General features: G+C 45.9%; 19 protein-coding genes. 14 read left to right on the top strand and 5 right to left on the bottom strand.

The window, feature by feature from the left end:
• The first annotated feature begins 96 nt into the window (after nt 1-96).
• Nucleotides 97-1611, top strand: coding sequence for a glucose-6-phosphate dehydrogenase (zwf, locus tag ADN00_RS00565; protein WP_075061097.1), 1515 nt, complete (start codon nt 97-99; stop codon nt 1609-1611).
• Here zwf and ADN00_RS00560 read toward each other — a convergent pair.
• On the bottom strand, nt 1608-2120 hold the full coding sequence (locus tag ADN00_RS00560; RefSeq protein ID WP_160317443.1) for a zinc ribbon domain-containing protein: 513 nt from the start codon (nt 2118-2120) through the stop codon (nt 1608-1610). The genes zwf and ADN00_RS00560 overlap by 4 nt on opposite strands.
• Nucleotides 2121-2249: 129 nt before the next feature.
• On the opposite strand from ADN00_RS00560, the gene ADN00_RS00555 reads away from it, so the two are divergent.
• A complete protein-coding gene (locus tag ADN00_RS00555) occupies nt 2250-2879 on the top strand; it encodes an SH3 domain-containing protein (RefSeq protein ID WP_075061003.1) in 630 nt (209 codons plus the stop codon).
• Between the two features lie 11 nt (nt 2880-2890).
• Here the strand turns inward: ADN00_RS00555 and ADN00_RS00550 are convergent, their stop codons facing one another.
• Genes ADN00_RS00550 through ADN00_RS00540 form a run of 3 tightly spaced genes read right to left on the bottom strand, consistent with a single transcriptional unit; the run spans nt 2891 to nt 4693 of the window.
• The gene (locus ADN00_RS00550; protein ID WP_152966200.1) at nt 2891-3625 is read right to left on the bottom strand and encodes an alpha/beta hydrolase; all 735 of its coding nucleotides are present in this window, start codon (nt 3623-3625) and stop codon (nt 2891-2893) included.
• Nucleotides 3538-3762, bottom strand: coding sequence for a hypothetical protein (locus ADN00_RS00545; RefSeq protein ID WP_075061001.1), 225 nt, complete (start codon nt 3760-3762; stop codon nt 3538-3540). The genes ADN00_RS00550 and ADN00_RS00545 overlap by 88 nt, the downstream gene beginning before the upstream one ends.
• Before the next feature lie 4 nt (nt 3763-3766).
• Nucleotides 3767-4693: a patatin-like phospholipase family protein gene (locus ADN00_RS00540; RefSeq protein ID WP_075061000.1), complete on the bottom strand. Its 927-nt coding sequence runs from the start codon at nt 4691-4693 to the stop codon at nt 3767-3769.
• 346 nt (nt 4694-5039) lie between these two features.
• Here ADN00_RS00540 and ADN00_RS19620 point away from each other — a divergent pair, with 346 nt between their 5' ends.
• From ADN00_RS19620 to ADN00_RS00520, 3 genes are read left to right on the top strand one after another with little or no spacing between them, the layout of a single operon-like run.
• A complete protein-coding gene (locus ADN00_RS19620) occupies nt 5040-5882 on the top strand; it encodes a response regulator transcription factor (protein ID WP_152966199.1) in 843 nt (280 codons plus the stop codon).
• 19 nt (nt 5883-5901) lie between these two features.
• Nucleotides 5902-7416: a sugar transferase gene (locus ADN00_RS00525; RefSeq protein ID WP_075060999.1), complete on the top strand. Its 1515-nt coding sequence runs from the start codon at nt 5902-5904 to the stop codon at nt 7414-7416.
• 34 nt (nt 7417-7450) lie between these two features.
• Nucleotides 7451-8440, top strand: a complete 990-nt coding sequence (locus ADN00_RS00520) for a GHMP family kinase ATP-binding protein (RefSeq protein WP_075060998.1) — start codon at nt 7451-7453, stop codon at nt 8438-8440.
• Nucleotides 8441-8450: 10 nt separating this feature from the next.
• Here ADN00_RS00520 and ADN00_RS00515 read toward each other — a convergent pair whose 3' ends face one another.
• Complete coding sequence (locus tag ADN00_RS00515) at nt 8451-9008, bottom strand: D-glycero-alpha-D-manno-heptose-1,7-bisphosphate 7-phosphatase (protein WP_075060997.1); 558 nt, start codon at nt 9006-9008, stop codon at nt 8451-8453.
• 165 nt (nt 9009-9173) lie between these two features.
• Here ADN00_RS00515 and ADN00_RS20455 point away from each other — a divergent pair, with 165 nt between their 5' ends.
• The 9 genes from ADN00_RS20455 (at nt 9174) to ADN00_RS00470 (ending at nt 22551) form a co-directional block, all read left to right on the top strand.
• The gene (locus ADN00_RS20455; protein WP_330218339.1) at nt 9174-9938 is read left to right on the top strand and encodes an acyltransferase; all 765 of its coding nucleotides are present in this window, start codon (nt 9174-9176) and stop codon (nt 9936-9938) included.
• Nucleotides 9939-9943: 5 nt separating this feature from the next.
• The gene (locus ADN00_RS00505; RefSeq protein WP_075060995.1) at nt 9944-11116 is read left to right on the top strand and encodes a glycosyltransferase family 2 protein; all 1173 of its coding nucleotides are present in this window, start codon (nt 9944-9946) and stop codon (nt 11114-11116) included.
• Between the two features lie 37 nt (nt 11117-11153).
• Nucleotides 11154-12809, top strand: coding sequence for a B12-binding domain-containing radical SAM protein (locus ADN00_RS00500; protein ID WP_075060994.1), 1656 nt, complete (start codon nt 11154-11156; stop codon nt 12807-12809).
• A 59-nt stretch (nt 12810-12868) separates the two neighbouring features.
• Nucleotides 12869-15547, top strand: a complete 2679-nt coding sequence (locus ADN00_RS00495) for a sialidase family protein (RefSeq protein ID WP_152966198.1) — start codon at nt 12869-12871, stop codon at nt 15545-15547.
• A 212-nt stretch (nt 15548-15759) separates the two neighbouring features.
• On the top strand, nt 15760-16698 hold the full coding sequence (locus ADN00_RS00490; protein WP_075060992.1) for a glycosyltransferase family 2 protein: 939 nt from the start codon (nt 15760-15762) through the stop codon (nt 16696-16698).
• A 53-nt stretch (nt 16699-16751) separates the two neighbouring features.
• Nucleotides 16752-17879 carry a glycosyltransferase family 4 protein gene (locus ADN00_RS00485; RefSeq protein WP_082389767.1) on the top strand — a complete coding sequence of 376 codons (1128 nt, stop codon included), beginning with the start codon at nt 16752-16754 and terminating at the stop codon, nt 17877-17879.
• Nucleotides 17880-17883: 4 nt separating this feature from the next.
• Nucleotides 17884-19368 (top strand): O-antigen ligase family protein, encoded by a 1485-nt coding sequence (locus tag ADN00_RS00480; RefSeq protein ID WP_075060990.1) that lies wholly within the window; start codon nt 17884-17886, stop codon nt 19366-19368.
• Complete coding sequence (locus tag ADN00_RS19935; protein WP_075060989.1) at nt 19365-21017, top strand: hypothetical protein; 1653 nt, start codon at nt 19365-19367, stop codon at nt 21015-21017. The genes ADN00_RS00480 and ADN00_RS19935 overlap by 4 nt, the downstream gene beginning before the upstream one ends.
• Entirely contained in the window at nt 21010-22551 is a 1542-nt protein-coding gene (locus ADN00_RS00470) for a glycosyltransferase family 39 protein (RefSeq protein WP_075060988.1), read from the top strand. The genes ADN00_RS19935 and ADN00_RS00470 overlap by 8 nt, the downstream gene beginning before the upstream one ends.
• Nucleotides 22552-22557: the final 6 nt, after the last annotated feature.

The raw sequence follows: 22557 nt of genomic DNA, 5'->3' as shown, positions 1-22557 counted from the left end.
ATCCTTATCATACGCCATTTACGGATAAATTGTGGATGCTATAATTATCCAATATTCGTTATACCGATCTTCCATTGGATGAGGATGGACAAATTAATGAACAACAGTGCGCAAGCTGTTAGGACAGCATTCGTTATCTTTGGTGTTACCGGGGATTTAACCCGGCGAAAATTACTGCCGGCTTTATATGAATTGGATCTCTCAAACCGTTTGGATGGAGAGCTGCATCTAGTGGGTTTTGCGCGGCGAGATTGGAGCGATGAATTTCTTGTTGAAAAGATGCGCGAAGGGATTGATGAATTCAGTCGATCAAAACCTGTTAACGGTGAAGCGGTATCACGGCTGCTCTCACATTCTCATTATATAAAAGCCTCATTTGATGACCGTGAAGGTTATCTTTCTCTGAAACGTCTGCTCGAAACTGAAGGTATCCAGAATGTTCTCTACTATCTGGCAACCCCACCAGAATCCTATGTTGAAATCATCCGGCAGATTGGTGAAATTGGTCTCAATCAACGGTTTGGCGGTTGGACGCGAATAGTTGTGGAAAAGCCCTATGGCAGAGATCTCGAATCCGCCAGATATTTGGAGAATGAGATTCGGAATGTTTTTGAGGAAAACCAGGTTTATCGAATCGACCATTATTTAGGGAAGGAGACGGTCCAAAATATTTTGGTGTTCCGATTCGCTAACGGAATATTTGAACCGCTGTGGAATCGCAGAAACGTGGATCACGTTCAAATCACCGTGGCGGAAACGGTTGGCGTGGGCAGCCGGGCGGGCTACTATGATTCATCCGGGGTGATTCGGGATATGTATCAAAACCATTTGTTGCAGTTGCTTTCTTTGACCGCCATGGAAGCACCGGTGGCTTTTAATGCCGATGCTGTGCGAGACGAGAAAGTAAAAGTGTTGCGAGCGCTGCGGCCAATGTGCGACCTTGATGTATTGAAAAATACATACCGGGCGCAATATGTGTCTGGAATTCTGGACGGCAAGCGCGTGCCGGGATACAAAGAGGAAGAGCGCGTTGATCCCAAGTCTACAACAGAGACTTTCCTGATTTCTCGTTTGTTTATTGACAATTGGCGCTGGTCGGGCGTGCCATTTTATTTGCGTTCGGGTAAGCGTCTTCCCTCGCGGTTTACTGAAATTGTCATTCAATTCAAACAGGTGCCGCTCTCGCTATTCAACTGGCAAAATCTGGCCGGTGATGCGCCCAACATGCTGATTCTCAATTTGCAGCCTGACGAAGGCATTACTTTGACCTTTGGCGCGAAAGTTCCCGGGCCGGTTAACCAGATCTCTCCTGTAAAAATGGAGTTTCGATATAAAACCGCGTTTGGAAGAGAACCACCTGAAGCATATGAGCGGCTGTTGCTGGATGTGCTGCTGGGCGATGCCACCTTATTCACCCGCCATGATGAAGCGGTGGCGCAGTGGGCTTACACTAATTGTATTTTGGAAGGATGGAATACTCACCCCATCTCCAATTTACCGGTCTACGAAGCCGGCACATGGGGGCCTCCTGGAGCGGATGAATTCATCCAAAAAGATGCGAGGGCCTGGCGAAATCCGATATATGAATCTGATTCAGTTGACGAGGACTAGCCGGCGGTGATACGGTTTCCACAATTGGGACAGTAACTGGCTCCAGCGCGGACGGCGAAACCACAACGGGAGCAGGTGGTGGGTTGTTGAAGCCCAAGCGGAGCGCCGCACGCGATGCAATTCGGCTCGCCTACTGGGTTGGCGACGCTGCAATATGGGCAAACCAGTTTGCGCAGCGTGTTTGAAAGCTGATACGTCAACCCCATTCTTTTCGATGTCTCCTGAATCACTCGCCAAACTTCATCGGTGAGCTGAACATATTCAAGGTCTTGGGCAATATGATCCAGGCGCTGAAGAAGTGAGATTGGGTTGTGAAAGGCTGCCAGGGCGGTGATCCCCAGGCTTGCTGCGACCCCCAACCAGCTCTGCTGGCCGATCTGGATGGATACACCGTCTTCGACCTGCTGCATGGAAATGGTTAACGCTGTTTGCCCTCCGGCGCGGGCATACCGGTGGGTAGCAATCTGTACTGTGATATGGTCACCGCTGCCAAACTGTTGAACTTGCAAATTTCCGCGATTAAATTTCCCATGTAAAGCACGCGCAAAATCATGGGGTTTCGCTGTCCCGTGAAAGATTTTTTGCTCCATGAATTCGATTATAATCAATAAGCTTAAAATTCGCAGGATGGAGTGAGGATGAAATTTCGAACGATTATGCTTTCGGTAAGCATATTATTGGTGCTGGTCATTTTCTCTATCAGCGGTCTTTTTGACGTACAGGCCGGCACGCTCAATCAGATGCCCACAGTTGACATCGCCACAGTAACCGGAACGCCAACCGGGGTTATTGCCACCGTGAAAATGGATGTTGACCAGGGACAGGTCAATGTGCGCAATGGGCCAGGCACTTTTTATGACAAAGTGGGCGTGTTATTGGCCGGGCAGAAGGTGCCTGCCAAAGGGAAATCGGTAGCCGGCGAATGGATCATGATTGAATACCCAGGCGTTCAGGGTGGTATTGCCTGGATCTACTCGCCCTTAGTTGATTTATCGCCTGGAAACCTGGCGATTGTAGAACCCCCGCCAACGCCAACCCCTCTGGTGACGCCAACCATTGACCCAACCTTGGCGGCCCAATTTGTGATTACCAATGTGCCAACTCGGCTGCCCAGTTATACACCTCCACCTCCGCTGGCCATTCCTACATTTAATGAAAATATTCAGGGAATCGCGCTTTCTTCGAGGATGCCAGTTGGTCTTTTAATTATTGGCCTGGCTGGTGCGGGTATCCTGATCGGAATTTTCACCTTCGCCCAACGCGGCTGATTTGCACTGACTCAGTTTGAATTAAAGAACAGCTTTACCCCTTTCGCGCCATCCGGCCCAAGTTTATGGCCGGATGGTTCGATGATGGTTAACACCGGAACGCCAGCTTGTTTGAGCGCGTCCGCTGCCCGCCAGGCTTCCTGGACGGGGATCATCTTGTCTTCTGTTCCGTGGGTGATCAGGACCTGCCCTTTGAATTTAGAAAGAGCGCCTGAACCACTGCCTGCGTTTGGAGGTAAAAAGCCAGACATGCAGGCTGCTTTTTTGGCCCAATCTGGGAAGAGGTGAAGGAGCGTGTAGATTAATGCAGCTCCCTGGCTGAAGCCAGCCAGGTTGACGTTTTTTGTGGATGTCTTCAAAAATTGAAGTAATGCGGTGATATGATGGCGGAACTCAGATGCCGGGCGGCTGAACTGCTCAAAAGGAGATAAACTCTGCAGATCGGTCTGCGTCCACCCATAACCACCGGGCGACGCTGTAACTATTCCCCGTGGCGCAATCAGCCAGGCATTTTTTGGAAATAAATGCTGAAAAGCCTCCATGGAGTTTTCATCACCGGTCCAGCCGTGCACCAGGATAATTACTTCGTGAGACACCCCTGTTTCGGGTTCGCGTATTCGGTAAATCCAACCATTTTCTAATAAAGTGTATGGCTGTGTCATTTTTGATTGTTCTTTAAGAATTTGTCTAAAAGCCAGAACAGCAAAACAATGGCCAATATGGGAAACAATCCAAACGCGGCGCAAAGCAACCCCGATAGAGCTGCGCCGGAGCCATACAATACGTAAATCAGCCCACCGCCAACAATAAACAAAATTGCCAAACCGCCGATAATCAGCCTGCGATCCGTCTCTTTACGATACTCATTCAAATCTTTCGGCATGGGTTTATTCTCTCTTTGGAATTTCCAACTTTTTGCCTGGCAAACGGGCTTCGCCTGCCAGAGTGCGAGCAATTTTTGCAACAAATCGCGTAGATTTCTGAAGGGCGGGGATTATCTTGCACGCGGCTAAGTCTCCTTCCAGGATCAGCTCCTCAGGGTTCACATAATCCAGAAGGCCATATTTTTCTACGTCCGGCCGGATGATGACATCCGGGTTTTCAGACTGCATGCGAAGCTCAGCCATTTGTCTCGAAATGATATCCATGGACTGGGAGAATATTTGAAACGATTGCGCGATTCTCAATTTTGATATCTGCTCGAAAATTGGTTTGGGAATTGGCGAGTTAGCGGGTATTGAAGGTGGGGTGAGATGCGCCCATTTTTCGGGTTGGGGCGATAGGCATACGGCAACGACGGGCAGACCAGGATGCAACCAACGAGCCAATGCAACCGGAACAGGGTCTAAAACCGCGCCGTCTACCAGCAAGGCTTTCCCCACGCTGCGGGGTGGAAATATTCCCGGAAAGGCACTGGATGCCAAGATAGAGTCTAGGACAGACCCGGAGTTGAGGATAATCTCTTGCGAGGTGTGCAAATCGACAGCGGTACAAGCAAAGGGGATGGATAACTCTTCGAAGGTTTTGGTTCCCAAAATTTCACTTAAAGCATCAGTCAACCCGGTTACGCCTAATAAAGATGGGCCATCATTAGGTTTGCGGCCAAAGAGCTTAGTTTGATCAACCCCGCAGATTAGATTGGCGATTTGATCGGGCAAGAGGCCGGCTGCGTAAAGCGCGCCTACGATGCTTCCCGCGCTGGTGCCTGCGATTGCTCGGATGCGGAACCCGGCCTTTTCCAGACGGGAAAGAACACCGATGTGAGAGATTCCCTTGATTCCGCCTCCACCAAGCGCAATTACGATATCAGACATGAAACCAGTTTCCTCCACGTATTTTTGATCTAAAAATTATACTTTGATTGTTGTATATTTGTGTTATAGTTGAAATAGAGGAATTATTTCTAGTGCTATATGAACGAGGAGTTTCCATATTGTATTCACAAAGCAATTAGGATAAAATAAGTCTAAATACAGGAATTCAAAGCTAGATAGGTGTTGACAAACCGATTTATTAGCCATAGAATACTAAATAAATACTATTGTTTTCTTGGGGGCAAACAGTTGTAGAGAATTATTTAGACAATTTAATAAGCTTTACGTAAGGAAGCATTGATCTGGGTATTCTCATTTGGTCGCTTGCTCTAGGAAATAGGGCGGAATGTCCAGGGAGCTGAATAGCGAAACCGGCCGAAAGGCCGTTTTTTTGCTTTTTTTCAAAAATGGGGAAGGAAAAATGGAAACTAATCCGCATGCACGAGTAACAGACACCACAATGGGCCCCGGTATTGATCTAGACCAGGTGGATGCGATTGATCGTCGAAAGGTCTTGGTTGTGGAAGATGAAGTCGATACCATTTTTCTGCTCAAACAATTACTACGAATAGCTGGATTTAACGTACTGGGCGCTTCGAATGGGAAAGAAGCCATTAAGAAGATCATGGAATATGAGCCTGATCTGGTTTTGCTTGATCTAATGATGCCGGAGATGGATGGATGGGAAACAATCCATCACATGCGAAAGATGTCAAAAGTTCCTGTTATAATTATTTCGGCCCTAGGGGCAAAAGACGATATTGTGGGAGGGCTTAAACAAGGCGCTGACGATTATATATCTAAGCCGTTCTATAACGCAGAAGTTGTAGAGCGGGTAAAAGCGGTGCTTCGACGTGCTGGTAAGCCGAAAGAAATCAGCAGGCTGGTATTTCCGCAAGTAGATTTGGTGATTGATTTGATGACTCAAGAAGTTGTTTTGAGTGGAAACACGATTCGATTGACTCCAAAGGAATTCGCCATACTCGCTGTTCTTGCAAAACATTCTCCAGCGATTGTGAGCTACGAAACCATTGGAGACGCCGTGTGGGGAGAAGATTCGGCTGAGGTGCGCCGCAGAACCAAGTACCTGGTTTATTTGCTACGCAAAAAATTTACGGACGCTGCGCCGGATGTTAATCTCATTCTGAATTTTGACCGATTAGGGTACAAGTTGTTAACAGAAGAATAAAACAAAAAGTGGGGTGATCATGGCTTCCTCGTTGCTAGGTTCGGATAATATCGCGACCCGGCCGATTGAAAAACCACGAATAACCAGTGGCGCTCTTCGATTGCCTCGCCGGACACAATGGCGGGCTTTCACGATATTTCTCATTACAAGTGACATCATCATGCTGGTTCTGGCGTTTCAAGCTGCTTATTTTGTGCGTTTTGAACTGAATTTGCAGATCTTCAACCTGTGGGTCGTTCCATCGCTTACCTTTTACCGGATCTTTATGGTATGCCTGATTCCGGTCTGGTTGGCCATATTTGCCATCAAAGGACTGTACAACCGCGCATATTTGCTAGGTGGAACCGAAGAGTATTCGAGATTATTTAATGGGAGCACCATTGGCGCTTTCGTTGTCATTATTGCCAGCTTTGTATCTACGGAGCTTTACCTGGCGCGCGCATGGTTGTTCCTTTCATGGGCTTTTTCATTTCTGTTCATCGGTTTTGGCCGGTTTGTTCTGCGCCGGCTGGTATATTACCTGCGGGGATACGGCTATTTCCTGAGCCCGGCGGTGATTCTAGGCGCGAATGATGAGGGCTTGCTGCTGGCCGAGCAGCTGCTGCAGTGGAAGACCTCGGGGTTTGACATTAAAGGATTTATTGATAAAAAAATCAAACCCGGCACCATCGTCTGGAGAAATCTGCGGTGTCTGGGAGATTTGAATCAGATTGATGAAGTATTAAACACTTTTGAAATTGAAGAGCTTATCCTTGCGTCCAGCGCCATCTCCTCAAGAGATAAGATGGTTGAGATCTTCAAGCGTTATGGTGTTAACAGTAAAGTCAATGTGCGGCTTTCATCTGGTCTTTATGAAATTGTGACTACCGGCCTCACAGTCAACCAATTTGCTTATGTGCCACTGGTTGGCGTTAACCCAGTGAGGCTGACCGGGATGGATAAAGCGCTAAAAATGGCTTTAGACTACCTTATCACCATACCGGGAATTATTGCCATATCACCATTACTCCTGCTCATCGCGATCATCATTCGCCTGGATTCGGAAGGGCCGATTATTCACCGCCGCAGAGTCGTGGGCGTGAATGGTGTCAAATTTGACGCATTCAAATTCCGGACGATGCACGTCAATGGCGATGCAATCTTGGCCAGCCGGCCCGACTTGCAAGAAGAATTGGCAACCAACCACAAATTGAAAGACGATCCGCGAATTACACGAGTAGGCAAATACTTGCGAAAATTCAGCCTTGACGAGCTACCCCAATTATTTAATGTATTACGGGGTGAAATGTCTCTGGTCGGCCCAAGAATGATTACTGAACAAGAAATGCAAAAGTACGATAAATGGGATCTAAACTTGCTCACCGTACGGCCCGGGATGACTGGGCTCTGGCAAGTGAGCGGCAGATCGAATATCAGTTACGAAGAGCGCGTTCGCCTGGATATGTATTACATTCGTAATTGGGCTATCTGGCTGGATCTGCAGTTGTTAATGCAAACCATTCCCGCAGTCATTCGCAGCATTGGCGCTTATTGATTAGATATATGACGGCTTTCAACAAGGAAATAGTATGATTATCGTTCAAACACCACTGCGAGTGAGTCTGTTTGGCGGAGGCACCGATTTTTATTCCTATTTTTCGCAGCATGGGGGGTGTGTACTTAGCGCTGCGATTGATAAGTATATTTTTGTTACCATAAAACAGCGTTTTGATAAGAAGATTCGGGTTGGATACACCAAAACAGAGATGGTCGATACCATTGAGGAAGTCCAACATGAATTGATCCGTGAAGCGTTAAGAAAAACAGGGATTAAGCAAGGGATTGAGATCACCACGATGGGAGATATTCCATCAGCTGGTTCAGGGTTGGGGTCATCGAGTACAGTGACTGTAGGTGCTCTGCAGGCGATGTATACTTACTTGGGAGAAATTGTTACCGCAGACCGGTTGGCCCAAGAAGCCTGTGAAATTGAAATTGATATATTAAAGAAACCCATTGGTATTCAAGACCAGTATATTGTTTCGTATGGGGGATTAAGGCTGATTGAATTTACCAAAGAAGGGGTGATCACATCGCGGCGGTTAAACTTGGGTGAAAAAGGTTATCGTTTGTTGAGCAACAACCTGATGCTTTTTTTCACCGGCATAACGCGTAGCGCATCTTCCATTCTGCAGGAGCAAAATAACAAGGTAACAGATAATCATGCATATTTGCAGCAATTAAAGCAATTTGCTTACGATGCATTTAACCTAATTGAAAATGGGAATGTGGATTCGATTGGTGAAATGCTGCATGAGAGCTGGCAAATCAAAAAGAAATTAGCCTCAAACATTACTAACGGTCCAATCGAAGATTATTATGAAGCAGCCAGAAAAGCGGGCGCTATTGGCGGGAAGATCTCTGGCGCGGGAGGGGGCGGGTTCTTATTATTGTACTGTCCAGCTAATAAGCAGGAAAATGTACGGCAAGTCCTCTCTGGATTACAAGAGCTGCCATTTTCGATTGAACGCGATGGGACGAAAGTGATTTTTAATTACCGCAGAGTTGATATGCGGTGATTTTAACAAGCTATAGTTGACCTTTGGTGATGATTAATCTTGATGCGGTAAGTAGGTCATTACAAATGACGCAGCCCGAAATGGGTGAATCACGCAACATGGCTTCTTGTTCAGCACCGCGCCCAGTTCGAACCAAATAAGTATTCAAGATGCCTGCGTTTTGTGCAGCTTGAATGTCGGAAAGGGCATCACCAATCAGGATGGAATTAGCCAGATCAATTTGAAATTGATTGGCTGCTTGCAGGATCAGCCCCGGTTCGGGCTTGCGGCAGTTACATTGATCTGAGGGAAGATGAGGGCAGATATAGAAACCGTCCACGCGGCCGTTATTTTGGATGATAATTTCGAGAAGCCGTTGGTTAATTTGGTGAACCGTCTCAAGATCAATAATGCCTCTTCCAACGGCTGATTGATTTGTTACAACGAAGATTTTTACCGGAAGCTTGGATAGCATGGAAAGCGCTTGTAATGCTTGATGGTAAATGGAAACATCAAGCCACGAGCGAACGTAATCAGAGCGGTTCTCAATGATTACTCCATCTCGGTCCAGAAAGATTGCTGTATTCATTGGTTTATTATACATTCATACACGAAGTGCTTTCGGAATCGATGAACAAATAATCTGCAAGCGGAGCCTTGCCCCCGGGTCCGTTTGGAAGTAAAAACATAATGAATATGATAAGTGCCGTATTCATTGTGGGTTATAGAAATCACCCGTTCGATGATATGTCGAATGGGCGGAGCATGGAAAAATACTATGTTCAGGCAGTTGAAGACCTATATTGGCAGGCAAGCCCATAACCTGGTTCGATATTTATGGGAACAGTTCTGGTTTTTCTGCATTGGGTGGGTACCTACGCTGGCAGGGATCGGTATGCGGGGTATTTTTTACCGCTTGATCATGAAAATGCATGGTTGGGTGGCAATTGAGAAGAATGTCAGAATCCGATTCGCGAGCGGGCTGCATCTGGAGAATGGGGTTTACCTGGACGAGAACACCTATCTGCATGCGTGCCCGGCTGGTATCCATATTGGTGAGCGCAGCATTATCATGCATGGGGCTGTGCTGCATGTTTACAATTTCCGCGGCCTTCCGGATGCCGGAATATGGATTGGAAAAGACAGCCTGGTTGGCGAGTATTCTGTAATTCGCGGGCAGGGTGGGGTGCATATTGGAGATCGTGTTTACACGTCTCCTTTTACCCAAATTATTGCGGTTAACCATGTTTTTGATGATCCAAACAAATCTTTTGTTGATCAGGGGATTACCGCTGAGGGAATTGTTATTGACGATGATGTATGGATCGGATCTGGCGCGATTGTTTTAGATGGAGTAACGATTGGAAAAGGATCTGTTATCGCAGCTGGAGCCGTAGTTACCAAAGATATTCCACCTCACAGCGTGGCTGCAGGGGTTCCCGCGAAAGTTATTCGGAGTATCGATGGCACCGACCTTACTGGAAGTAAACATGTCTATTTCCACAACTCTGGAGGGTAAACATAATGACAATGCTTACAGTTGTTATCCCAGCATACAACGAAGAACAAGGCATAGCGAATATTTGCAACCGGGTCTTAAGCGTTCGTGACGATTTGAAAAAGATTGGGATTGAAGCTCTCGAACTTCTGGTTGTGGATGATGGATCAAAAGACCGGACTGCCGAGATTGTTAAATCGATGGAGGACGTTCGGTTGATTCAGCATGTTAAGAATAAAGGGTATGGAGGCGCCTTAAAAACCGGTTTCCAAGAAGCAAAAGGTGAGTTCATTGGTTTTTTGGATGCTGACGGCACCTATCCGCCTGAGTATTTTCCAAAATTGTGCCAGGCCGTGCTTGATGGATCTGACCTGGTGATTGGCTCGCGAATGGCGGGAGAAAAAAGTGAAATGCCGCTGGTGAGGCGGATGGGAAACACATTTTTTGCCGGTTTCATCAGTCTGCTTGGCCGCCAGCACATTACCGACAGCGCCAGCGGAATGCGTGTATTCCGAAAAGAAATTCTTGAAAAAGTCAGCCCGCTGCCAGATGGTCTTAATCTGACACCCATTATGAGCACCAGGGCGCTTCATGAAGATATTAAGATGGTCGAGATTCCCATCCCCTATGCTGAACGTGTGGGAAGGTCGAAATTAAACGCGGTTCGGGATGGAACTGTATACATTCAATCGATTACCTGGACGGTTCTTTCTTATAATCCTGTTAGAGTTTTTGGATTTTTGGGTATGTTCAGCCTGGCGCTGGCTGCCATTATTGGTGCGGGGATGGTGATTGCCCGTTTGACCGGCGTTACAGAACTTGGACCGTGGGGCATTGCGGCTCTGTTTGCGGCATTGGTATTTAGCTTGGCTGGTGTCAGTCTGTTTTCTTTAGGTGTAATGTTCAATTATTTAGTATCACTGTTTTATCAGCGCCCGATTCGCCAGGGATTGTTTGGTAGGCCAGTTTTCAAAACGCCTCTGGAGCTGAAGTTTGGTTGGATTGGGTTGGCTACATTGCTGGTCGGCTTGGCTGTTGCCGTTATTAGCATTCTGCTTGGTTTTTCGGGTTGGGATGTGACACGCATCTGGTTCTATTTATTGATCAGCGCGATGGTAATGCTGACAGGTATGCAGTTAATCATCTATTGGGTATTGATTCGAGTCCTTGGAGACTTGAGTACGATTTCTGTCAATTGATTATTGGTTCATAGACGGCTCACAAAGGAGAGTCAACATGGAAGACAAAAAAATTAATGGAAAGTTATGGGTAAATTTAGGCGACCGTCGATTACCCAAACTGCCGGATTCCAATTTCCCTAACGCAGATGATATTGTTTTACAAGGGTTGCGAGATATGCCGCGCTCCCCTGAAGCTGTGGACATTGTATTGGTAAACCCCCCGACGCCGGATGGCGAATATTGGATTCGTAGCCAGCACCGGGTTGGCCGCCGGACCAGGGAGAATATGGTGTGGCCACAAGTTTCTTTAGCTCAGATGGCTGCTATTCTTTCTCCGACTTTTACCTTAAAGATTATTGATGCCAACGCAGAAAAGATCAGCTGGAAAAAATTTTCGGAGCTGTTAGACCGGTACCAGCCAAAGTATTATCTTACCCAGGTTACCGCGCCGACGTTGGAAAATGATATGTATGGTTGTTTTTTGGCCAAAGCGCGCGGTGCAAAAACTATGGCGTTTGGCACGCATGTAACCCCTATCCCGCGTGAGACAATGCGCGCTTACCCCGCATTAGATTTTATTTTTGTGGGGGAGCCGGATATTACATTGCGAGATTTGCTGGACCACCTTGAGAATAAGATAGACCAGCGTCCAGATTTTGCTGAGAGAATTTTTGAAAACGAACCTGGCTATAAAACATCGTTTGGTGAAGACGGGCAGGTTGATATTGCTGGTATTCGCGGGCTGGCCTGGCGAAAAGATGGCAAGATCGTGATCAATGCTCCTCGCCCATTCATCCAGAACCTGGACGATTTGCCCATCCCGTTGCACGAGTTGCTGCCCTGGGAAAAGTACCGTATGCCCATGATTAACGGCCCCTACACATTTATTGTAACCAGTCGTGGCTGCCCGGCTGGATGCACATTTTGTATTAAGCATGTCAGTTATCAATTTGGCCTCCGAATCCGCTCGCCACAGCTGTTGATGGAAGAGTTGTGGAAGCTAAAGAAAATGGGTGTTAACAGTATTCACATGTATGCGGATTTATTTACTGTTCACCGGGAGCAGGTGATGGAATTATGTCAGATGATGATTGATCAAAAGATTAATATTCGCTGGACTTGCAACAGCCGCGTTGATTACGTTGATGAAGAAATGCTGCAGCTTATGGCGAAAGCAGGCAACTGGTTAATTTCTTGGGGCATTGAAAGTGGAAATGAGCAAGTCCTTAAGCATGTTCGAAAAGGAACGGACCTTGATAAAGTGAAAAGGGCATTAACCTGGTCAAAGAATGCTGGAATTATGAACTGGGGTTACTTCATCATTGGGCTTCCTGGCGAAACAGAAGAGTCCATTCAGGAAACAATTCAGTTTGCCAAGAATCTGCCACTGGATATTGCTTTATTCCATGTCGCCGCGCCATACCCTGGCACGCCATTTTTCTTTGAAGTGGTTCAACAAGGATGGTTCCGCAAGGGAACCCGCTGGGAATCGGTTGATATGGACAAAGGGACTGTGTTGGATTACCCAGGCTTGCCGGCCGAGCGCCTGCTTTATTGGCAAAAGCGCGCATTTCGAGAATGGGCTTTTCGCCCCGGCCCGATGCTGACATATTTCAGAATGTTGTTTTCAGATTGGGCCACCTTTAAGTCGGCGTTGAATGTGGGAATTCAACATCTCTTTTGGGCATCATCCAAGACAGAAAGCATATAGAATAGAGTGGTAGAAAAGGAATTGACCGAAATGGTTTTTCTTCAGGGAAGGAATCGATTATGCATGCAAAGAAGTTAAGATTCTTGAAACCTTTTTGGGGAATATTAGGCCTAGTACTTGTGTTTTCGATGTCCTTCCCTGTTGGTTTCGCTCATGCACAGAGTGGTTCTGGTGATTGGAGCGAGCCGATTAATATTTCCGTGTCTGGTGGTGCAATCAATCCTTCGGCGGTAATGGATTCAAAAGGGAACATTCATGTCATTTGGGAAGACATTTATTCGGGGTTTATGTATATTCAATACAAAGAAGGAATGTGGACAATCCCGGAAAGCGTATTTTTTCCATTTTTGCCGCTTTCATCTGATCAATCGAACAGAACAACGAATAATCTGCCCGTGTTTGTTGCCAATGGGAAAGGCTTGATCCATGCCTTCTGGCTGGATAGTCGAGGAGTGCTTTATCATTCCTACGTTATCGAGAGTTCTTTTAATCAATCGGCAAGCTGGCTGCCTCGCCAGGCGCTTTCAGAGTCAGTGACAAAATTTAATGTGATCAGTGATGATCAAGGGAATATTCACCTGGCGTATGTGAAGAGCTCTTCAAGCTCTTTTGAAAGGTCGGGTATTGTATATCGAAAGCAAATGAATGGGATATGGCAAACCCCCATTCAAATTTTTGAGTCCAACTATTTCCGACGGTTGACATCTGCAGAGGCAAATGTTCAAGTGGAATCGGTGAACACCGAGACAGGACAGCGCGTCTACCTGTTTTGGGATAATCAACCCAGCAATTCTGTGCTGGGCGCCTTTTCTGATGATGGGGGCCGCACCTGGAGCGATTATTATCAAGTCGATGGCCCGAGCTCTCAGCGTGAAACGGAAAGGTTTATCCAAGTACGCAGCAGCGCAAAAGATAAAAATATTATGCTGGTATGGAAATCAGATCAATTAGGGCAGAGTTGCACACAGTATTACCAATATAGTCAAGACGGCGGATTGACTTGGCAAGAAAAACAACCCATTATTCATTCGCTGAATGGGTGTGTTTCGGATTACGATGTCATAGCGGGCGAGAATGGTTTATTTCTCATGTCTTCGCAACTGATGGGCTTAAAATATTTTTCCATTTGGAATGGTGAAGATTGGAGTGAGCCCGGGCAGCAAGCCATCCTTGATAATTACATCGATCCAAGTAATTATAATTTGGTCACTTTTTCGTCGAACCGGTTGCTCATGTTGGGAGGGAATCAGATTGCGGTTGTGGCTAGCAGTTCGGACAACCAATTTCCCGGCGATATCTGGTGGTTGACACGTAATTTGGGGGAGATTGACGATTGGAAAGGTGTAGGCACTAACTGGACAACGTTTAACCGGATTACAGCTCCAAAGGCGCCGTTGCTCGACACGAGCATCGCGGAAGACGATAAGGGCAGATTCCATTTTATCAGCGTGGCTGATTCTTCTAGTGCAGAGACGCTAATTGATCGTGAAATCTTCTATTCCCGTTGGGAGGAGGGCGAATGGTCTGTTCATACCGGCGTGATCAGCTCACCCGAAGGGGATGCTGGCGCTGCTTCGGTTGATGTAGCAAAAAACAACCAATTAGGACTGGTTTGGAGTGATACAAGGGGAGAGAACCTTTTCTTTAGCCACGCTTCTGCTGACCGAGCTTTAAGCTCTTCAGCGTGGAGCACTCCGATAAAAATTTCTCATTCAGCCAGCACAGTCAATAACCCTCAGATCATCATCACTGATCAAAATGTGTACTTCATTGTTTATTCTTCTCCCCTTAATACCGGCAGAGGAATCTACCTGGTTCGTTCAGACGACGGCGGAGAAACCTGGCAGTCTGAAAAGACGATAGCAGAAGGTGAAGAAAACCAGTGGCTGAGGGTGGGCAATCCAAAAGTTGCGTCCAGCGATGGATTGAATGTTTTTGCTTTGTGGAAGGTGTACCCATTTATTGATAATGAGAATTACACCGAACTTTATTATTCATCATCCAATGATAGCGGCACAACTTGGGCCGTGCCACAAAAAGTGGATGAAGGGCAGATCTTTGATCACACCATTTTATCCGATGGGTTCGGGAATATTCACCGCTATTGGCGAAAAGTAGTTGGGTCCACCACGCAGCTTATCCATAATTATTCGGGGAATCAGGGGGTAAGGTGGGTAGTATCGCCAGCAATTTCTCTAATGAACCTACCTATTGATGAATCAACTCGTCTGGCTGTCAGCAAGGCAGGGAATGTAAGCCTGATTCAAGTAAATGAAGATCTGAATGTGGGCAATTGGGGCATCAATTCTTGGGATTGGGTGGATGGAAAGTGGCTTGTAGGTAGTTCAAACAGCATCAGGCTACAGGGTAATGAAAAAATCACTGATTTGGCAGTTGCAATAAATCCAAAATCTCAAAAGCAAATTGTTTTATTGTTTTCTTCTCCAACGAATTTCCGTTCCACTGAAAATGAGTATTCATTTTATTCCACATTTCGCGATGTTGAGAACTTAAAAGAACTGCCAGAAGCGGAGACCATTGAAGTCACCATTGTGCCTACGGTGGCAGCACAGCCAACAATCTTTACCGCGACTCCGACAGCAGTAGATCTATCTGAATACTCAACGAACACGCCTGCTGAGGCAAACACACTTCCGGGAATCATCATTGGCGTGGTGGGGGGGATGATTGTGGTCGGGCTGTTCTTGTATTTACAATTCCGTCCTAAAAAGCCCTAACAAAAAATTTGTTGGAGCGTGCCATTTCCTTGCATATCTCCTAAGTGTGAGGCAGAAAAGACAGTTTTTTTGATATCATAACTTCTGGCTGCTCCTTGTTATATCCGTTGAGCGAGTTGATTACCCAGTCTCCAAAACCAGGTTCATTTCTGGTAATTTGATTCGCTAGATGGATGATGAAATGGATGAGCTTGAATGGGTTTTCTTAATAAATGGCAAGAAAAAACGAATTCAACAAATCATATCCCTCTGTTTGGATCATTATCATTAATTGGAATCGTTGGACAGATACAGAAGCCTGTTTGAAATCTTTGGAGGATTTGACATATCCAAATTTTTCTGTGCTGGTTGTTGACAATGGCTCTACAGATGGTTCTGTTGAGCGGCTAAAAAGGCTTAATGGGATTAACACAATCTTGTTGAAAACAAACGAAGGCTTTGTTGGGGGGAATAATATTGGCGTCGATTACGCGCGAAAATACCAGCCTGATTACTTTTTGCTGTTAAACAATGATACGTTGGTGGATGCGCATTTCTTGAGCCGGTTAGTAACCGCATTAGAGAGCACACCGGACATTGGGATTGCAGGTCCGTTGATTTGTTATGCAGGATTACCCGATACAATCTGGTCTGCAGGAGGATCTATAGATTTGAGCCGCGGCGAGACTAGTATGGTGGGGATTGGACAGAAGAAAGAGCTGTTTGACACCCGATCGCCTTTCAGCGTTGATTTTGTTACGGGCTGTGCATTGCTTGTAAAAAGGCAAGTAATTGACGAAATCGGATTTTTGGATGATCGGTTTTTTGCATATTATGAGGAAACAGAGTTTTGTGTGCGCGCCAGAAAAAATGGTTGGGGCTGCGTGGTGGTTCCGCAAGCGTTGATCTGGCATAAAATCACTCCAGAGGCACGGGCCGCCTCTGAGAACGTGCACTATTATATGACGCGCAACCGTTTGTTGTTCATCCGGTTGTCGAAAATGGGCTGGTTGGTTTATTTACGGGCACTGGCAGAGGATTTACGCACTTTAGTTAGTTGGAGCATCCGATTGAAATGGAAAAACCAACGGCGGCTGCGAAAAGCCCACATTCAAGCTCTTATGGATAATCTCGGAAACCGTTGGGGAAAAAGGATTGTGCGAGCGTCTTGAATATTCTTTTTTTATCCCGTTGGTGGCCTTTCCCGCCCGATAACGGATCGCGGATGCGTATCTTCCAATTATTGAGACACCTCAACATATTGGGGCATGTCATTGATTTGGTTTCATTTCATCAAGCGGACCAGGGCACCAATGTAGAAACAGTTCAATACTGCAGAGATTCTTTTGCGTTTCTTTATGATTCATTTCAACCAGCTCGATTTGAATCATTACTCGGCTATCTCTCCCCTAAACCGAGATCGCTGGTTGGCACACACTCTCCCCAATTATTTAAAAAAGTAGAGGAATTGAGCAGTCGCGAGCGATATGACATGGCGATATTGAGCCAGATTGATATGCTGCCCTATAGAAAGGCAATTGGGAATATTCCTTGTTTCCTTGAAGAGATTGAGATTGGGGTCTACGTTGACCGGTTTGAAAAACAGCGTGGTTTGAAATCGGCGCGTGGCAAGCTCACTTTTTCCAAATTGGCTTCTTATCTTCGCAAAGAAAGCAAAGATTTGGTAGGAATGTCGGTTGTATCTGAACAGGAACGCGATCTGGTGCTGAGATGGGTGAAACCTTCCTGTCCCATTGAGGTCATCCAAAACGGCGTTGATACAGATGGGAACCAGCCATTCGTTGGGAAATTTGAGATTGAACCACTTTCGATGGTGTTCGCCGGTTCGCTCACCTACTCAGCTAATTTAGAGGCGATGGCATTTTTTACGCACCGGGTTCTTCCCATAATTCTGGATAAATTCCCAAGCGCGAAGCTATATATCACGGGCAAGTACCAGGGATGCGACCTGAATCAACTCAACTTGTGCCCTAGCGTTGTGCTAACCGGTTACCTGAGCGACGTGCGACCAAGAGTTGCCTCCAGTGTCGTGAGTGTTGCTCCGTTGTTTTCAGGCGGTGGCACTCGTCTAAAAATCCTCGAATCTCTTTCATTGGGTACGCCAGTTGTGTCTACAGAAAAGGGGGCCGAAGGGTTGGCATCTTTGGCGGAGAGCGGCGTAGTGATTGCTAATGAGCCCACCAAAATTGCCGACCAGATCGCCCGCCTCTTTATTGATCCGGCATGGAGGGCAGCGCTGAGCAAAAGTGGAAAAATGTCTGTCGAGAGTCAGTATAGTTGGAATCAAACATTGCGTCCATTCAGTCGACTGGTTTCAAAAATAAACAGGTAATACGATGACCATTAATCAAACAGAAATTCAAAGGAATCCGAAACGACTAGCGCAAAGGATTCAAGAATTTTATCGAACTCATATGGACTTCGTTGTTATTTTCATTACGATTGCGATTGCTCTAATCCTGGGTTTAAGCGCTTCGGCGATTAAGCCAATTGTGGCGGTTGCCATCAGCATCATTCCGGCTTTACTAATTGGTTTCAATTTTTACACACAAAATCTGCAATTTAGCCCGATCATTCTTCTCATTAGCGGGGGGGTGATCCCATTGTATGTCAGCACAGGAACAGCCAGCGTGGTAGTCGACAGCCTGTTGCTAGTAGTTATGATCAGCGGTTTGTGGATTTTAAGGTCGATCGTTTTAGAAAAACGCATTCAAGTTGAAAAGAAACCATATAACATCCCACTTTTTGCGTATATGACCATTGTGGCCATATCTTTGGTATGGGGTACGCTTTTCCGCGACCCGACTGTAATCACATGGTCGAGCTTTTTCAAAGTGCAATTAGCGGCTACAACGGTCATGATCATGCTTCCGGTGACGTTTTTAATCTCATCGAACTTAATCCGAGAAACGTGGATTTTGAAAGCCATGGCGATCATTATGATCATAATGGGGTGCTATGGATATTTATATGAAATTCGATTCACGCACCGCCTGATCTGGGTATTTTTTAATCGAACGGGGTTGATGGTAAGTAACCAGGGGCTATTCACAATGTGGGTGGTTGTGATCTGTGTCGCCTGGGCATTTTTTGATCGCGGCCTCAAACCATATTTTAAGCTGGGCTTATTAGCGCTTGCTGGAGTCTGGATTCGGTACCGATTCTTAATCAACATATCTTGGGTTACCGGTTGGCTGCCGGCCTTAACAGCTTTAGGTGTGTTAATCTGGATGCGTTCGAAAAAATTATTCCTTCTGCTGGTATTGGCGATTTTAATTGTGGGGCTAATAAAAATTGACTTTATAAAAGAAGCGCTTGCTCAGGAGCAGACGGAAAGCGGCTATACGAGGTTAGACGCGTGGGCAGCTAGCTTAACCCTGACAAAAGAACATTTTTTGTTTGGTACAGGCCCTGGTGGATATGCTGCCTACTATATGACCTATTTTCCTGACCAGGCAATGGCAACCCATAATAATTATTTGGACATTCTGGCGCAGACAGGAATTTTTGGATTGATCTCTTTTGTGAGCTTTTTTGCAGTGGTTGCGTTTGAAGGATTCAAATTATGTAGAAGGTTAAAGGGAAAGGGGGATTTTCTGGAGGCGTTAACAAATGCAGTTTTTGCTGGAACGATTGGGTGCATTATCGCAATGGGATTGGGTGACTGGATGGTGCCGTTCCCTTACACACAAGGGATTGCGGCTTTTGATTACATTCAATATAGCTGGATTTTCTTGGGAACGATTTTTGCAATTAAGTGGATTGTCGATCGCGACTCATCCCTATCATCAAACCTAAAAGCTGGGTTTAGAGCGAAATGAACAACATAAAAATTGAACGGAAAGAGCAGTTTTTTGTTGCGTTAACGGCTTTGCTCGCCCTTGCCATAACGGCTTTGCCTTATCTTTTTGCCGAAAAATTTGCACCTGAGTCAAAAGTCTTTATGGGGATTATGTTGGATGTTCCTGATCATGCCCAATATTTTTCTTGGATGCGGGATTTTCAGGAGCAACTGTTGGTTGAAAATAAATTAACACCAGAGGTGAACGCGCCCGTATTTTTCAACCTTTTGTGGTGGAGCCTCGGCCAGCTGAACTCTCTATTTCAATTTGGTTATTCGGGAGCAATTCAAATTCTACGCATTTTTGGCGGACTTGGTTTTATGGCAGTGAGCTATTATTGTGCCAGTGCGTACTTCACTGATCCATATAAGCGAAAATTAAGTTTTCTGGTTATTTCATTTGGTTCTGGTCTGGGATGGATTTGGGTCATTGATAAGTACCTGAACGGCCTGGCGGATATTCGTTTTCCTTTTGATGTCTTTATTGCTGAAGGGAACACATTTTTAGGATTGTTGGGGTATCCGCATTTTCTTGCGGCAGCGCTATACGTTTCTGTCTTCTGGTTTTTTATGCAGGCTTGGAAGCAAAAGAAACTTAGGTTTGCTGTTTGGGGCGGCTTGTTGGGACAATTCTGGGGTTGGCAACACGCGTATGATCTCTGGATCATTTACGCGGTGATGGGTGCTTTCTTCTTGCTGTTATGGCTGCGGGATAATAAATTTCCCTTTTTCTTGTTCAAGATAATCCTTGTTGTAGGTTTCTTATCCTTTCCACCGGGTTTATACTCTTTTTTGCTGACGGCTTTGGATCCACTGTGGAACCGGATATTAGCCCAATTTGCAAACGCGGGTGTGTTTACCCCTTCGCCGCCTCATCTTCTGATTCTAATGGGAATTCCGCTCATCTTAGCGCTTCTCCAGGTGTTGGTGGGGCGAATGTATGATTTGAAAGGAAAGTCGGATCTGCAGCTATTTGTCTTGGGATGGTTTTTGATCAGCTTTGTATTAATTTATCTCCCAGTTGATTACCAGATTCATATGTTGAACGGCTGGCAAATTCCCGTCGGCATTTTGGCTGTTGAGTTTTGGGTTGAAACCATGACGCTTTGGCTGACTAACAGACTGCGCGTAGTAAATAAAAAGCCTTTTCCCCGCCATCAAATATTGATGGGTGTGATCCTCATACTCCTTGTTGTTCCAACGAATCTCTATTTATTAGCATGGCGTTTCATTGATTTACAGCGTTTTTCCTACCCTTATTATTTAGAAAAAGCAGAGGTAGATGCATTAAAGTGGTTGGAACAAAATTCGAGTGGAGATGATGTTGTGATCAGCTCATTAACTATTGGCCAATATATCCCTGCCTGGAGCGGAAATAAGGCTTTTTTGGCTCATTGGGCCCAGACGGTGGATTACTTTGAAAAAGAGGAGTTTGTGAGACTTTTTTTCCAGGGTAATCCCCTAACACCTTCTCAAAAGGAGTATTTAAATTCATTTTCCGTGGATTATGTATTTCTGGGACCGGTTGAGAAATCTATGGGCAATTTTAATGTATCGGCTATTCCAGAGTTGCAAGAAGTTTATCGGCAAGGAAACGTACAGATCTTCCAATGGAGGGAGAATGACTGATCTTCCAGTAGGCCGGTCAAACGCTGTTACTGAAGGACTGATCGCTCTTGGATTGGGTGTGGTAACTGTATTGTCTCGCCTTCCTTTTATTTCACAAATTTTGTATCATTGGGATTCGGTCAACTTCGCGTTTGCCATTTCTGAATTCAACCTGCAGAAAGAGCAGCCGCACCCACCGGGCTATTTGCTATATGTGTTATTGAGCCGGCTGGTAAATTTGCTATTTGACAACCCGAACTCGAGCATGGTGGCTATTTCCATTCTTTCGAGTGGATTAGCCGCTGCTTTTCTCTATCTTCTTGCAAGTGCAATATTCAATCGGGCAACTGGTATCGCTTCCTCCCTGTTCCTAATCACATCTCCGCTATTCTGGTTTTATGGTGAAATTGCCCTTCCTCACAGTCTGGACGCGTTTCTGGTTATTACTTGCGCGCTGCTGCTGTATGCTGCTCAGAAGAATCCTACAGCTGGCTATTGGGCAGCCGGCTTGAACGCTGCCGCGGGTGGCTTTCGCCCGCAAACCCTGGTTTTTTTGCTTCCATTGGTGTTGTACACTGTTCTTCGATATCAACGTGCGCAAATCTTTCGCTGGGCAGCCATCGGGATTTTAGTGTGCCTGGCATGGTTTATTCCTCTCATTACCCTAAGTGGGGGACTTCGATCCTACATGAGCATTTTGGGCCAGTTCTCTGACCGTTTTCAATCTTCCACTTCAATTTTCTCAGGTGCGGGATTACAGGGGCTTGTGAGGAATAGCTCCAAGCTCGCGTTATATACTGCCTACGGTTTAAGTTTCTGCGGATTAGGATTAATTGGACTTCTTATCCGCGTAAGGGGTATCGCAAAACAGTATTGGAGCCAGGTTTTGTTTCTGTTGATTTGGATGGTTCCAGTCGGACTTTATTATTTATTGGTTCACATGGGCCAACAAGGGTTGGTGTTTGTCTTTTTACCGGCCCTTATAGTTCTATCAGGCTTTGGGTGGGTGTCGATTTTTTCAGATAAGCGGAATGCCTGGATGATTTCTCTCGGACTGATATGCGCGTTGAATGCCTCAGTATTCCTCCTTTTGCCGGAATATCCACTTGGAAAAGGGCAGCAGCGATTCCTAACGCGTGATACGATTGTTCAAAATGATCATTTCTTCCTTCAGAGGATATCCGCATTACAGGAGCATTCTGAGGATAGCCATATCGCCGTCATTTCTACAAACTGGCGGCACCTCCAGTTTTATTTGCCTGGCATTCCGCTTATAGGTGTGGAACCCGAACAGAAGTGGGAAGCCTCTTCGGGATTGCTTTTACTGAAAAAGGAAGAGCCATTGAGATCTCTCGATTGGCTGTCGGGATTGAGCCAGAGTGAGGATTCGATCCAATTGTTTGTGGCGGATCTGAATCCGAAATCATTGTTTACCTTTGAGATTCCTGCTGAATCTTATAAAATTTCAGAAAAGAGTGATATGCAGGTTGTTGAATTTTTCCAGCCGGTAAAGTTTGCTCTGCATTATAATCGCATCACGATCACGCAACCATAATGAGAT

The sequence above is a fragment of the Ornatilinea apprima genome, assembly GCF_001306115.1.
Classification (GTDB): domain Bacteria; phylum Chloroflexota; class Anaerolineae; order Anaerolineales; family Anaerolineaceae; genus Ornatilinea; species Ornatilinea apprima.
The sequence above is the reverse complement of the archived record's forward strand: the minus strand, read 5'-3'. Positions and strand labels throughout refer to the sequence as shown.